The 14,312-nt window shown below is 46.7% G+C and carries 12 protein-coding genes and 2 tRNA genes; all 14 read left to right on the forward strand.

From position 1 onward, the window contains the following. The 14 genes from HGT73_RS11645 to HGT73_RS11710 all read left to right on the forward strand — a co-directional run bounded on the left by HGT73_RS11645 (position 1) and on the right by HGT73_RS11710 (position 14,312). Positions 1-2,136 (forward strand): type VI secretion system Vgr family protein, encoded by a 2,136-nt coding sequence (locus tag HGT73_RS11645; protein ID WP_214215217.1) that lies wholly within the window; start codon positions 1-3, stop codon positions 2,134-2,136. Then, on the forward strand, positions 2,136-2,399 hold the full coding sequence (locus tag HGT73_RS11650; protein ID WP_244968549.1) for a PAAR domain-containing protein: 264 nt from the start codon (positions 2,136-2,138) through the stop codon (positions 2,397-2,399). Before HGT73_RS11645 ends, HGT73_RS11650 begins: the two co-directional genes overlap by 1 nt. Next, entirely contained in the window at positions 2,380-2,826 is a 447-nt protein-coding gene (locus HGT73_RS11655) for a hypothetical protein (RefSeq protein ID WP_214215219.1), read from the forward strand. The genes HGT73_RS11650 and HGT73_RS11655 overlap by 20 nt, the downstream gene beginning before the upstream one ends. Positions 2,827-2,838: 12 nt before the next feature. Further along, positions 2,839-3,315: a GPW/gp25 family protein gene (locus tag HGT73_RS11660; protein ID WP_214215223.1), complete on the forward strand. Its 477-nt coding sequence runs from the start codon at positions 2,839-2,841 to the stop codon at positions 3,313-3,315. A 161-nt stretch (positions 3,316-3,476) separates the two neighbouring features. Further along, positions 3,477-4,076 (forward strand): helix-turn-helix transcriptional regulator, encoded by a 600-nt coding sequence (locus tag HGT73_RS11665; protein WP_214215225.1) that lies wholly within the window; start codon positions 3,477-3,479, stop codon positions 4,074-4,076. 12 nt (positions 4,077-4,088) lie between these two features. After that, positions 4,089-7,115 (forward strand): autotransporter outer membrane beta-barrel domain-containing protein, encoded by a 3,027-nt coding sequence (locus HGT73_RS11670; RefSeq protein WP_214215227.1) that lies wholly within the window; start codon positions 4,089-4,091, stop codon positions 7,113-7,115. Positions 7,116-7,267: 152 nt separating this feature from the next. Beyond that, on the forward strand, positions 7,268-8,335 hold the full coding sequence (gene mltB / locus HGT73_RS11675) for a lytic murein transglycosylase B (RefSeq protein ID WP_214215229.1): 1,068 nt from the start codon (positions 7,268-7,270) through the stop codon (positions 8,333-8,335). A gap of 105 nt (positions 8,336-8,440) precedes the next feature. Further along, complete coding sequence (locus tag HGT73_RS11680) at positions 8,441-8,953, forward strand: CinA family protein (RefSeq protein ID WP_214215240.1); 513 nt, start codon at positions 8,441-8,443, stop codon at positions 8,951-8,953. A gap of 80 nt (positions 8,954-9,033) precedes the next feature. Next, positions 9,034-10,098: a recombinase RecA gene (gene recA, locus HGT73_RS11685; protein ID WP_214215242.1), complete on the forward strand. Its 1,065-nt coding sequence runs from the start codon at positions 9,034-9,036 to the stop codon at positions 10,096-10,098. 85 nt (positions 10,099-10,183) lie between these two features. Continuing rightward, on the forward strand, positions 10,184-10,696 hold the full coding sequence (locus HGT73_RS11690; protein WP_214215245.1) for a regulatory protein RecX: 513 nt from the start codon (positions 10,184-10,186) through the stop codon (positions 10,694-10,696). A 138-nt stretch (positions 10,697-10,834) separates the two neighbouring features. Next, a complete protein-coding gene (alaS, locus tag HGT73_RS11695) occupies positions 10,835-13,465 on the forward strand; it encodes an alanine--tRNA ligase (protein WP_214215246.1) in 2,631 nt (876 codons plus the stop codon). 241 nt (positions 13,466-13,706) lie between these two features. Continuing rightward, on the forward strand, positions 13,707-13,892 hold the full coding sequence (gene csrA, locus HGT73_RS11700; protein WP_062812383.1) for a carbon storage regulator CsrA: 186 nt from the start codon (positions 13,707-13,709) through the stop codon (positions 13,890-13,892). 245 nt (positions 13,893-14,137) lie between these two features. Continuing rightward, a tRNA-Ser gene (locus tag HGT73_RS11705) sits at positions 14,138-14,230 on the forward strand. A 5-nt stretch (positions 14,231-14,235) separates the two neighbouring features. After that, positions 14,236-14,312, forward strand: a tRNA-Arg gene (locus HGT73_RS11710).

Raw genomic sequence — 14,312 nt, forward strand, 5'->3', positions numbered from 1 at the left:
ATGAACAGAATACTGACATTACTTATTAATGATGATGCGACGCAACGACTCGTGATCACACACCTGTCGGGAGTCGAGGCGCTTTCCACCCTAGGACACTACCAGTTAAACGTCCAGACGGTGGGGCAAAAAGAGGGGGGGAGCCTCCCGGACATTGAATTGAAATCACTGATTGGCCAATCGGTAAGTATTCGTATTGAACTGGAAGCTGAGCAGACTGCTTCACTCACACCGCCGGTTCGCTGGATAAACGGCATGGTCGAAAAAGCCCGCTATTTGGGGCATGACGCGCAGCATGCCCAGTACCAGATGGTTATTCGACCTTGGCTATTTTTGCTGGAGAAGACGACTGATTTCAAAATCTATCAGCAAAAATCGGTTGTCGATATTCTTCACGACGTGTTGGCTGATTATGGACGGGCGTATGAGTGCCGATTAAACGAGGTCTATCCCGCTCTCGATTATCAAGTGCAATATGGTGAGAGCGATTTTGATTTTATTCAGCGGTTAGTGGAAAAGTGGGGGATTTATTGGTTCGTTGAACATGATGAGCATGACCATAAAATTATCTTTGTCGATAGTCCTTCCGCCCACGCGCCGATTGCACACGATCGCTACAAAACCTTGCCCTACCTTGCTGAGTCTCCCGAGCTTCAGGCACCTTATATTCCTACTTTTCACTACCAAGAGAGCCTGACATCAGGACACTGGGTCACCTCCGACTACGATTTTACGCGCTCGCGTAAAACGCTGTCGGTCACCGAACAGCAACCGCGCAAGACACATTATAACCGCATGGAGATTTACGATTGGCCGGGTGACTTTACGCAGACTGAGACAGGGGAGCATCTCGCTAAGGTTCGTATCGAAGCATTAGGGGCTCAAGGGCAACGCTGCTCCGGTTCGGCGGCACTGCGTGGACTCTGTTGCGGAGCGCAATTTACGCTAACGGGTTATCCTCTTGAACAGGCTAATCGCGCTTATTTTATCCTGAGCAGCGAGCTTGAAATCATCAATAATCGGCAAAGTTCTGCGGAGATCACCTGTCAGACTCGCTGTCATTTTACGGTGCAACCGCTGACCAAGCGTTATCGTCATCCACAAAATACGCCCAAACCTCGAACATTTGGCCCGCAGACCGCTAAGGTGACTGGACCTGCTGATAAGGAGATTTGGACCGACCAATTCGGTCGCGTCAAAGTCCGCTTTCACTGGGACAGATATGGCCATAACAGCGAGGCTGACTCTTGTTGGTTAAGGGTTAGCCAGGCTTGGGCCGGTAATCGCTTTGGCGGCATGTACATACCGCGTATTGGTCACGAAGTGATTGTCGATTTTATTCAGGGTGATCCTGATCGTCCGCTGATTATCGGTAGCCTGTATAACGACAAGTCGGTACCGCCTTGGGCATTACCCAATAATGGTAGCCAAAGTGGCTTAGTGAGCCGTAGCGTAGGGGGAAGTGAAGCCAACTTCAATGGCATTCGTTTTGAAGATAAGTTAGGGCAAGAGCAATATTGGGAGCAGGCTGAACGGGATATGCACCGTCTCATTAAGCAGAACGAGGTACAGGTTGTTGGGGCATCAAGGCAGGTTGATGTGGGACAAAACTATCGCTCAACGGTAGCCGGTACAAGTGATTATGTCGTCGGGGCCTCGCTGGGCGTTACCGTCGGCGGCGCGCATAACACGACAGTCGGCGGGATAATGGGTATGAACGCTGGGGCGGCGATCGGCATCAATGCAGGGGGAGCTATCGGCGTTAATGCTGGAGGCGCGATCGGTATCGCCAGTGGGGGAGCGATGTCGATGGTCACCGGAGGTGCCATGGGGCTAGCGGTAGGCGGCGCGATGGGACTAAGTTCCGGTGGCGACTTGGTGATCTCTGCGCGTCGCATTCGGATTATTGCCGATAGCCAAATTATCCTGCAAGCCGGACAAATCGACTTTAATCCTGGTGATGCAGGTCCGCGCGGCGGCGGTGGTGGCGGTGGGGTTATTGGACTGCCCGGAATTACCCCGACGGCAGGGCTATTTGTCGGGAAAAGGTTAGGGCCGACGCCCACACCGACCCCAACACCGACGGTAACTACCAGTATCGGACCTGATGTCAGAAAGCCGCAAGGAGGCGAATAATGTTAAGCGCAAGAGTAGGGGATGCCACCTCACATGGTGGTGTTATCACCACAGGACTGGCAACGGTCCGCTGTTATGGCCTGCCGATTGCCTTAGCGGGTATTAGCATAACCAGTTGTTCTGCTTTACATGGCGCGAGTCCTATTGCCACCGGTTCGAGTGCGGTATTTGCTACAGGAGTACCGGTTGCCCGGCTGGGCGATACCACCGGGTGTGGCGCACAAATTATCAGCGGGGCACCCAATGTATTTATTAGAAATTGAGTTAATGCGGCAACGAAGGCTGGCTGAACATAAAAAAGCCTCGGCGCGCGCTGTGCATCAAGGGGCCTACTTTTTGGAGCGGGGTGATGAACAGAATCTTTTAAAAAGATTAGCCAAAGAGTCTTGGCACTACCAAGACGATCCTCAAACGCTTTGCATGCCGGAGGTTCAGCTATCATCACCCATCGAGGACGCTATTGAACAGGTTTTTATTCAAGATATTGAGCATTCAGCGCAACGATTGGTGACAGATATCCTCCAGCCATCGCTCACCATCGCTGAGATTATCGCCCAGCTTGAGCAAGAAACACTGGGGGCGTTTCCTCTCGACCAGCGTGGAATTGGCGGCGATATATTAACCTTATTGGACGATGAGGTTTACGAGATCGATGAGTGGTGGGTCGATGGTCAACGTGGCAAACAATAAGGATAACCGATTATGTCTTTAACCTCTTATGGGACGCCGATCACACTATATAAACTTCTGGACGACACCCCTGATCATGACGAGATATTCGCGACTGATCCTGCAACCATTAAACGCCTTGTGACACAGGATCTTAGCCAATTACTGAATAGCCAGCCCACGCAGAGGTTGACCTATGGTCAAGCAGACGCATTGGTCGAGGCATCGGTACTGAATTATGGATTGGGCCTTACCATTGGTGAGGCGATGTCATCGGCAGACTATCCCAACATTGAGGTGGCCATTCGTCAGGCAATTGTTCGCTTTGAGCCGCGTATCGATCCTCATCATTTAGTCGTAAAGGTACTGCCCATCATAACGCGCAGCCAGACGGTATCCCAACTCAGTATAAGTATTAGCGCCAAGCTTCTTGCTTATTCCGATATTATTACGTTGAATTTAGCCGGGACTTACGACATTGGGATGGCTAAGGCTAATTTTATCCCCTAACGAAAAATACTTTATATGTATAGGATTATTTTTTTAATAGGTGTAAACAATAAATAAATCCTATTCTCATATATTTTTTATTCCCCTATCCTGTGCACGGATTAGTTTTAATTTTTTTATGGGAATTGCTATCGCCACTCACTTGTTCTTGCGGGTAAATAATGGACGTATTAGTTATTCGGGTTATTGGCGAAGACGCCTACTTTAAACTAGGTATCCTGTCATTAGTCCATAAACACTGGGAGGGTAAAACTAATCAAATATGTATTGCCACTGACGATATGCCTTATTTTGATCTATGTTTCGATTTTCATGAAGAAGTCGTCGTAATCAGTACCTCATTATTAACACGGCGTTGTTCTTCGCTCATCTTCTCATCACAGCGATGGGGGGATATTTATATTCCTTTTAACTGTCGTCGTTATCGTTTAATACAGATTGAAAAGAAATTGGCGAAAATTTTAGAGATAGCCAGTTGTAAAATGATCAATGAGGCCGACTTAAGCTTCCTTATTACAAATGGTGAGATTAAAGGCTATCAGCAACTCTCTCAGTCTGAGTTTTTGATCATGACCTTTATTGGTCAAGGGCTAGATTGCCACTGTATTTCTAAAAAAATTAATCGTTCGATTAAAACGATCCGTACACATTATCGAAGTGCCAGTCGGAAACTCGGTTTTGATAACCACGCGGATTTTTTTCGGTTTGCAAAATATATATCAAAAAATAATCAAGGCGTTATCAACACACTCTGCCTCTAAAATAAGGATATTATGATGAATAAAGGATTTTCATCAAAAGAGAAGGATATCGGTTTCTCAAGAAAACACCTTCTTTGTTTAGCTCTCTGTCTCTCACCGAGTGCTGCTTATGCGCAAGAGCACGAAACGCTGACCTTAGAATCATCGGGATTATGGGAAAATATTGTTATTGTGAATAACAAAACACCCAATGGAGCTTTAGTCATTGATAATGGCGCCAATGTGACGTTAAGAAACTCGATGATTAATGTGTCCCTATTTGGTGGGGTTGGCGTTAGAGTCTATAAATCGTCATTTACCGCCGATCAGTTAATCGTCAAAGTGGAAAATCCCAATAATAAAGCCGTCGCTATTAATATCGGCCCCTCCAGTCAAGTCGATCTCACTAACTCGACCATCACGAATGAAGCCATTGGCGATGGCATTGCGTTTAACAGCCATGATAATGCACCCTCTATTTTGAAGGTCTCGGATAGCGAGATATCGACACATAATGGCTCGGGAATTAGGGCGATGGCGGGAGAAGTCACCTTAAATAGGGTGAATATCACCGCTCGCGGTAACTACTCCCATGCCGTTAATATGAATACGGGGACTAAATTCCTCTCCATATTCGGTGGCCAGTATAATACCGAAGGTGATGGAAGCTACGGTGTCTGGATGATCCACGATGGCGGTAAAATGGTCGCGCAGAATGCGAATTTTTATACATCGGGTAAAAAATCTCATGGCTTAGTGCTGCAACAGTCCACGGCTAACGTACCGATGAGCGACGCGGTATTAAGCGATCTCAGTTTCATTGTCACCGGGGATAAGGCTTATGGCATTTATTCGGAAGGTAAGGTAAACGGCTATAGTGTTCAAGTGGATACGTCGGGCGAGAATGGCCATGGTATCGTCGCCTTGAAAGGTGGAACAATCTCTTTAAATAGTTCACAGATTTATACTGGTAAGGCCTCGTCATTCGGCGTAGTGGCAGTCAGTGGGGCAGCTATTACTGCCCAAGATTTAGACATTACTACTGATGGGGAGCTTTCTCATGGCCTGTTTAGTAATCAAGGGACGTTAAACATCAAAGAGAGTCAAGTATCCACCTCAGGAATGGATGCCGCCGGACTCTATATTGCGGGTGATGGTAAAACGAATAGTTGGTCTTACGACCAAATACGTACGCTTACCCCCAATGCGGTGATTGCAGATAGCTTCCTAGAAAGTCAAGAAGGCATCGGCATCCTCGGTATCCAGGGGGCTAGCGCAGTACGGTTGACGAACAGTGTGGTGAGAAGTAATACGGACGTTGCGGTCGCTGCGTTGACAACCAAAAATAATGCTCAAGAAGATATTCCCGCCGCTTTATATATTGATGCTCAGGATAGCCTGCTGATTGGCAGTCTCTATGCCAAGAACGATGATAAGTTGTTTGTGGATCTAAAAGGCAAAAACAGTGTATTGACCGGCAAAGCGTATAATGTTGAGCGCCTCATGTTAGAGAACAGCCGCTGGAATATTACGGGGGATAGCCAGCTAAATAACTTACATAATGACGGAGTCGTCGCCTTTAGCGATAACGATAGTACAAGTTTTTTGAAGATTGACGGTAACTATAGCGGTTCTGGTGAGTTATTCATGAACGCGGTCTTAGCGGGAGATAATTCGCAAAGAAATCGTCTGATTATCAAGGGCGATGTCTTAGACGGGAATACGCGGGTAAGCGTTACGAATCTTGGGGGGAGAGGAGCGGAAACCGTTCAGGGTATAGAGCTTATTTCGGTGGGGGGTACCTCATTCGGCCAGTTTACTCAGCAGGGCCGCATTGTCGCGGGGGCTTATGAGTATAATCTGGTGAAAAAAGCGCAGAGTTGGTTTCTTAGTTCAGAGCAGCCGACGCCAGATCCCACACCAACACCGACTCCCGATCCTACACCGGACCCTACACCAACACCGACTCCGGATCCTACACCGGACCCTACACCAACACCGACTCCGGATCCTACACCGATTCCTGATCCTACTCCGGACCCGATGCCAACACCAACCCCAACACCTCGCCCAGAGCCTATCTATCGTGTTGAATCTGGCAGTTATTTGGCTAACTATGTCGCGGGGAATACGCTTTTCAATACTTCGCTCTTTGAAAGAGAGTCCGATCCGTTTGAACATGAAGCACCGTTACCGGGACAAAATACCTCGAACCTCTGGCTACGTCAGTCGGGAGGCCGTAGTGGCTGGTCCGACGGCAGTGGACAGCTGTCGACGAAAGCCAATCGTTATGTCGCACAGCTCGGTGGTGCCTTATTACATATTGAGACCCCAGCAGGCGGTCGTTGGAGCACTGGCGTGATGGCAGGTTATGGTCATCATAACAACACCACCTCTTCAAATCGGGTTGGTTACCGCGCGAAAGGATCGGTCAATGGCTACAGTACCGGTATCTATTCGACCTGGATCAACGATAATTCAGGAAAAGGTGGCTATATCGATAGCTGGCTCCTCTATAACTGGTTTAATAACTCGGTTAAGGGCGATGAATTAACACCAGAATATTATCGCTCAAAAGGCTTAACTGGCAGTATAGAAGCTGGCTATGTCTCCGAAGTCTTACGTTTTAATGGCAGTAAAGGATCTGAATACCGTTGGTATTTTATGCCTTCAGCTCAGCTGACTTATCAAGGTGTTAAACATCGCACACTGACGGAAGCCAACAACACCCGCATTAGTAATACGGGTAAGAATAATCTTCAGAGTAAATTGGGGATTAGGAGCTGGATACATGGTCGTCATCAGATTGATCAAGCCACGGAACGCTATTTCCAGCCGTTCGCAGAAGTTAATTGGCTGCATAATCTCAAACGTCATGGCGTCAAAATGGATGATACTAAAGTGGAATTAGCCGGCGCTGAAAATGCTGTCGAAATGAAACTCGGTTTGGAAGCTACGCTAAGTAAACAAAGCCGTGTTTGGGTAAATACTGGCGTACAGATTGGTAATCAAGGCTACAATGATAATCGTGTGACGTTAGGCGGAAAATGGTATTTCTAAGCTAGAAAACGTGCCCACTTTGAGGTGGAAATGGACTGCATGGGAATTAATCAGCTTGTGCAGAAAATTTCCGCCTTTTATATTATGCTATGGCGTCAATAATCCAGCTTTCTCATAGAATGAAAGCCGATGTACTAGCTAGTGGAGCTCGCATGCGATTTAATTACCTTATCGTACCTATTATTACTCTCCTTTGTTCTTGTAGTAGCCACTCGCATCGTACTCCTAGCACCCCACAAGGCGGGTTCTTACTTGCCCCTACAGAACTGACGCAAACCGACCTGACCGGCGATTTTGCTGGTAATCCGCGGGCGGAACAATTTATCGATATGATGGTTAAAAAACACGATTTTAACCGTCAACAACTCGTAATGTGGCTGAGTCAAACTCGCCGGTTAGATTACGTATTGTCGCTTATGGAGCGCCAAGCCCCCAACTACACTCCTGCACCTAGGCCCAATGGGGCATGGTTACGCTACCGCAATAAATTTATTACCGATGCTAATGTACAAAATGGTGTCGCCTTCTGGAATCAGTATAGCGATGCACTGGCGCGCGCTGAAGCGCAGTATGGTGTTCCGGCAGAGATCATTGTTGGTATTATTGGGGTTGAAACACGCTGGGGCCGTGTTATGGGTAAAACACGTATCATTGATGGATTAGCCACTCTTGCCTTCGATTACCCACGAAGAGCAGACTATTTTAGTAGTGAGCTTGAAACTTTCTTATTGATGTCACAGCACGAACAAGACAACCCGTTGACCTTACGCGGATCTTTTGCTGGTGCGATGGGGTATGGACAATTTATGCCATCCGCTTATCAACAATTTGCAGTTGACTTCAATGGTGATGGGCATATAAATCTATGGGATCCTGTTGATGCGATCGGCAGTGTAGCTAACTATTTCCAAAAAAATGGTTGGAAAACGGGCCAACCTGTTGCGATTGTCGGTTCTGGTCAGGCACCACAACTGGATAATGGTTATTCAACACGTTACTCAGTCAATCAATTGGCACAATATGGTTTGCGTCCTCTACAGCCGCTTTCCGGTTCACAACAAGTTAGTTTGCTTCGTCTTGATATGGGAAGTAGCTATCAATATTGGTTTGGATTATCCAATTTCTACACGATCACACGTTACAATCACAGTACGCATTATGCGATGGCCGTATGGCAGCTTGGTGAGTCAGTTCGCATCTCTAGGCAAAATAATTTATAAGTCATATGAATAAAGTGAGTTTCGGGCTACAAATATGGAGTTCGGTAGCCCAACAGTCATTCAAAAAAGCTACAGTGTTGGCCTCGTTCGATTGATGGAGAAAGCATGAATACACTAAACGATGTCAATGCACTGAGTCGAATGCTTGGTCAGCATCTTACAGAGTCTAAGACCACGATTACGACCGCTGAATCTTGTACCGGCGGAGCAATTTCTAAGGCTATTACCGATATTAGTGGCTGTTCTGCTTATTTTGACGGTGGAGTGGTCACTTATAGTGAGCAGAGTAAACAACGCTTTTTATCCGTATCCGCAGATACGTTAATACAGTACGGCGTCGTCAGCGAAGCTGTTGCAAAAGAGATGGCTGAAGGGGCATGTCTTGCCTTTTCTACAACCTATGCGATTTCGGTAACAGGGTTTGCGGGCCCCGGTGGTGGAACGACTGAGAAACCGGTAGGGACAGTATGCTTCGGCTTTGCTCATGCAGCGGGAGAGACATTGACCTATCAATGCCATTTTCATGGGTCACGAGACGCGATTCGCCAACAAGCGGTACATTTTGCTTTGCTAAAAGCCTTAGAGACATTTTTCAAAATTAAACTTGATACTGTATGATTGTACAGTATAATTGAGTCAGTAAATGCATAAGCATAAAAATCCCCTTGCTGGCAAAACCAGTACGATTAGGAGTTGAAATGGCTATCGATGAAAACAAACAAAAAGCACTTGCAGCTGCGTTAGGACAGATTGAGAAGCAGTTTGGTAAAGGCTCCATCATGCGTCTGGGCGAAGACCGGACGATGGATGTTGAAACCATTTCAACGGGATCATTATCCTTAGATATCGCGTTGGGAGCCGGTGGCTTGCCAATGGGGCGTATCGTTGAGATCTATGGTCCTGAATCGTCGGGTAAAACCACGCTCACTTTACAAGTTATCGCGGCAGCACAACGTAAAGGCAAAACCTGTGCCTTTATCGATGCCGAACATGCGCTAGACCCAGTCTATGCTAAGAAATTAGGCGTAGATATTGATAATCTGTTGTGTTCCCAGCCTGATACCGGTGAGCAAGCGCTAGAGATCTGTGATGCGCTAGCGCGCTCGGGCGCTGTTGACGTCATCATCGTTGACTCCGTCGCCGCTCTTACACCGAAAGCAGAGATCGAAGGTGAAATCGGTGACTCACATATGGGTCTCGCGGCTCGTATGATGAGCCAAGCAATGCGTAAATTAGCGGGTAACTTGAAGCAATCAAACACACTACTTATTTTCATCAACCAAATTCGGATGAAAATTGGTGTAATGTTCGGTAACCCAGAAACCACCACCGGCGGTAACGCCCTAAAATTCTACGCCTCAGTTCGTCTTGATATCCGTCGTATCGGTGCGATCAAAGAGGGTGAAAATGTGGTAGGTAGCGAAACCCGAGTGAAAGTGGTTAAAAATAAAATTGCGGCACCTTTCCGCCAAGCAGAGTTTCAAATTATGTATGGTGAAGGGATCAACTTCTACGGCGAGTTAGTCGATTTAGGGGTTAAGCACAAATTTATTGAGAAGGCCGGTGCGTGGTATAGCTACCAAGGCGACAAAATTGGTCAAGGTAAGGCTAATGCGGGCAATTACCTGCGTGAAAACCCGCAAATTGCAGCTGAAATTGAGCAGAAGCTGCGTGAAACCTTACTCAATAATCCAAGCCATCAAGGCGAAACCTCTACAGAGCATGACACCTCTGGAGAGAGTGACGAACAAGAAGAATTCTAATTTATTGCTGTCACGTTAATAACGGGAGCCTGCTGATGCGGCTCCCGTTTTTTGTTTCAACGTACTCAACAAAAAAGGATAACCCGTGGAGAGTAAAGCGCCAAACAACGTTGTGACGCACTCACAGCTTCTACAACGTGCTGTGTGGATGTTGGGACAACGCGATCATGGCACGCAAGAACTACGCGAAAAATTACGTCAGTCGATTGCGCGTAAAGCGTTACGTGACAACACCCCAGAATTAGTCCTCTCTGAAGAGACGCTAGAAGGCGTTATTGAATGGTGTCGCGAGCATGGTTACATCGATGACCCACGGTTTTGCCAACAGTTTATTGCCCAGCGAAGTCGAAGAGGGTATGGGCCACTGCGGATTAGTCAAGATCTGCAACGCAAAGGATTTGAGCAAGCAGCAATTCAATATGGTTTATTGCACAGCGAAATAGATTGGCAGCAATGTGCACGTGAGGTTGCCGAAAAAAAAGCCGGCCGTCGTTGGCCGACGACATACCCAGAAAAAGTGAAGTTACAACGTTATCTTTACAGCCGAGGCTTTCAAAGCGAAGATATTCGTGCTGTTTTTGAAAATATTTCTCTATGAATAAGATTGAGATTTTACTTCCCTGTGAAGAAAACTTATCTTATTGAGACTTTGAGTTCCACTATCACAGATTAGCGGTGAGCACTCCCGTTATCTGGATGTAACGGAACGTCTGTTAAGCATGATACCAGGACATTTATGAGCAAGAGTACTGCAGAGATTCGCCAGACGTTTCTCGATTTTTTCCAAAGCAAAGGCCACCAAATTGTCGCTAGCAGTTCGCTAGTTCCAAATAATGACCCAACGTTACTCTTTACTAACGCAGGGATGAATCAGTTCAAGGATGTATTCCTTGGCCAAGATAAACGTGATTATTCACGTGCTACCACCTCTCAACGTTGCGTTCGTGCCGGTGGTAAACATAATGACCTTGAAAACGTCGGCTATACCGCGCGCCACCATACTTTCTTTGAAATGCTCGGTAACTTTAGTTTTGGCGATTACTTTAAACGCGAGGCTATTTCCTTCGCGTGGGAGCTCCTTACAGGCAGTCAATGGTTTAACTTACCCAAAGAGCGGTTATGGGTCACTGTTTACGAAACCGATGATGAAGCATGGAATATCTGGGAAAAAGAGATTGGGGTTCCTGCAGAACGTATTATTCGTATCGGTGACAATAAAGGCAGTGCTTATGCGTCAGATAACTTCTGGCAAATGGGTGATACCGGACCTTGCGGCCCGTGCAGCGAAATTTTTTATGATCATGGTGATCATATTTGGGGTGGACCTCCTGGATCGCCAGAAGAAGATGGCGATCGTTATATCGAAATCTGGAACATCGTCTTTATGCAGTTTAACCGTCAAGCTGACGGTACCATGCAGCCTCTACCAAAACCTTCCGTTGATACCGGGATGGGATTAGAGCGTATTTCTGCGGTACTGCAACATGTTAACTCCAACTACGATATCGATTTATTCCAAAAACTGATCGCGTCAGTTGCAAAAGTGACTGGAACCCAAGATCTTACGAATAAATCGCTGCGCGTGATTGCTGACCATATCCGTTCTTGTGCCTTCTTAATTGCCGACGGTGTTGTTCCCTCTAATGAAAACCGCGGCTATGTTTTACGTCGTATTATTCGTCGTGCTGTGCGTCATGGCAATATGCTCGGCGCGCAACAAAGCTTTTTCTACAAACTTGTTGCGCCACTCATTGCCGTGATGGGCAGTGCAGGGGAAGAACTACAAAAACAACAACAGCATGTTGAAAATATACTCAAAGCGGAAGAAGAACAGTTTGCGAAAACCTTAGAGCGTGGTCTCGCGTTACTGGACGAAGAGTTAGCTAACTTGCAAGGCGATACATTAAAAGGCGAGATTGTTTTCCGCCTTTACGACACCTTTGGTTTCCCAGCAGATTTAACCGCCGACGTTTGTCGTGAGCGTAATTTGAAAATCGATGAAGCTGGTTTTGAAGCCGCAATGGACGCGCAGCGTCAACGAGCTCGTCAAGCAAGTGGTTTTAATGCCGATTACAACAGCCAAATCCGCGTAGAAAAAGACGCTGAGTTTGATGGCTATGATCATCTTGCATTGCCCGCGACAGTCAGCGAAATCTTCGTTGACGGGCAATCAGTCAATACCCTACACGCAGGGCAGCAGGCTGTCATCGTTCTCGACAAAACGCCTTTCTATGGCGAGTCCGGTGGGCAGGTGGGTGACACGGGGGTTATCACGACAGACCAGAGTGAATTTACCGTAGAAGATACCCAAAAATACGGTAAGAGCCCAGGGCATATCGGGCGTCTACTCTCGGGTGAATTGCAGGTCGGACAACGCGTTAACACTCAAGTCGATGAAGCGCGCCGCGCTAAAATTCGTCTCAACCACTCTGCAACACACTTATTGCACGCAGCATTACGCCAAGTGTTAGGGCCGCATGTGGCGCAGAAAGGTTCACTGGTTAACGATAAATATCTGCGTTTCGATTTTTCTCATACTGAAGCCATGACCGATCGCCAGCTACGCGAAGTAACAGAAATTGTTAACCAGCAAATTCGACGTAACCTCCCGGTAGCGACCGATATCATGGATATTGATGATGCCAAGCAAAAAGGTGCGATGGCTCTGTTTGGTGAGAAGTATGATCAGCAAGTCCGTGTATTAACTATGGGGGATTTCTCCGTAGAGCTGTGTGGTGGTACACATGCCCAACGTACCGGTGATATCGGCTTGTTTGTAGTAGACTCGGAGTCAGGGACTGCTGCGGGTGTACGCCGTATTGAAGCCTTCACTGGCGAACGTGCATTATCCACGGTCTTTGCAGCCCAAGATCAGTTAACGCAAATAGCACAACTGATCAAAGCAAATAGCACGAATCTTAATGACAAGATTAAAGCGCTGACCGAACATGCTCGTGTACTTGAAAAACAAGTTCAGCAACTTAACGATCAGCAGGCGGCACAAAAAAGTGCTTCGCTCGCTGACCAAGTTAGTGATATTCACGGTGTAAAAGTACTGATCAGTGAACTCCCTGCCGTTGATCCTAAGTTATTACGGACGATGGTCGATGACCTGAAAAATCAATTAGGTTCAGCAGTCATTGTTTTAGGTACTACGAGTGAAGATAAAGTTTCACTTATTGTTGGTGTCACTAAAGACCTGACAGATCGAATCAAAGCGGGTGAGCTCATTGGTCTAATTGCGCCGAAGGTGGGTGGCAAAGGGGGCGGTCGACCAGATATGGCGCAAGCGGGGGGGAACCTCCCTGAGGCGTTATCTGCAACATTAGCGGAAGTCCCTGATATAATTTCTGATAAATTACAATAGGTTAAACTGATTTTTATAGGTGTCTAATAATATTTATTAGACACCATCCAAAATCATTTAATGAATCTCTTGAGAAAGTCAGGTAAGAACTCTGTATTTCGGCTAAACTACTACTAGGCATAAGTAATTACGGATTGAGTGAATTTTATTAATAAAATACTGTCCTAATTACTTAGTGTTAACGATGGATGTGCCGGGTTATGCAGAGACCCGACTCTTTTAATCTTTCAAGGAGCAAAGAATGCTTATTCTAACTCGTCGAGTTGGTGAAACCCTCATGATCGGTGATGAGGTAACAGTGACGGTACTCGGTGTCAAAGGGAACCAAGTAAGAATCGGTGTCAATGCACCTAAAGAGGTTTCGGTGCATCGTGAAGAGATTTACCAACGCATCCAAGCTGAAAAGACTCAGGATTCTGAGTATTAATCTATCTGCACTCACCAGGGGCAGGTTATCAAACGGCTGTGAAACATAATTATGTTCATGGCCGTTTTTTTATACACTCGTTAAGATATTCGTCGAGGATTTGCGCTAATTGATGCGGTTTTGTGCAAACAAACACTCTTCGCGAAAAATTGTTTGACTTATAAATCGTGGAAAGTAATATGTGCGCCAACGCAGCAACGAACGGTTTCGTAAGTTTCCTTAGTCGCTAAGTTAAGAAGTAAATTGGTGAGGTGGCCGAGAGGCTGAAGGCGCTCCCCTGCTAAGGGAGTATGCGGTCAAAAGCTGCATCGAGGGTTCGAATCCCTCCCTCACCGCCATTTACGCATCCGTAGCTCAGCTGGATAGAGTACTCGGCTACGAACCGAGCGGTCGGAGGTTCGAATCCTCCCGGATGCACCA

Origin of the sequence: Rosenbergiella australiborealis (genome assembly GCF_018494035.1) — a bacterium.
Taxonomy (GTDB): domain Bacteria; phylum Pseudomonadota; class Gammaproteobacteria; order Enterobacterales; family Enterobacteriaceae; genus Rosenbergiella; species Rosenbergiella australiborealis.

Bases quoted from the DNA above. Each gene is read 5' to 3' on its own strand.
- HGT73_RS11645 (WP_214215217.1), top strand. From the start codon at position 1: ATGAACAGAATACTGACATTACTTATTAATGATGATGCGACGCAACGA.
- HGT73_RS11650 (WP_244968549.1), top strand. From the start codon at position 2,136: ATGTTAAGCGCAAGAGTAGGGGATGCCACCTCACATGGTGGTGTTATC.
- HGT73_RS11655 (WP_214215219.1), top strand. From the start codon at position 2,380: ATGTATTTATTAGAAATTGAGTTAATGCGGCAACGAAGGCTGGCTGAA.
- HGT73_RS11660 (WP_214215223.1), top strand. From the start codon at position 2,839: ATGTCTTTAACCTCTTATGGGACGCCGATCACACTATATAAACTTCTG.
- HGT73_RS11665 (WP_214215225.1), top strand. From the start codon at position 3,477: ATGGACGTATTAGTTATTCGGGTTATTGGCGAAGACGCCTACTTTAAA.
- HGT73_RS11670 (WP_214215227.1), top strand. From the start codon at position 4,089: ATGATGAATAAAGGATTTTCATCAAAAGAGAAGGATATCGGTTTCTCA.
- mltB (WP_214215229.1), top strand. From the start codon at position 7,268: ATGCGATTTAATTACCTTATCGTACCTATTATTACTCTCCTTTGTTCT.
- HGT73_RS11680 (WP_214215240.1), top strand. From the start codon at position 8,441: ATGAATACACTAAACGATGTCAATGCACTGAGTCGAATGCTTGGTCAG.
- recA (WP_214215242.1), top strand. From the start codon at position 9,034: ATGGCTATCGATGAAAACAAACAAAAAGCACTTGCAGCTGCGTTAGGA.
- alaS (WP_214215246.1), top strand. From the start codon at position 10,835: ATGAGCAAGAGTACTGCAGAGATTCGCCAGACGTTTCTCGATTTTTTC.
- csrA (WP_062812383.1), top strand. From the start codon at position 13,707: ATGCTTATTCTAACTCGTCGAGTTGGTGAAACCCTCATGATCGGTGAT.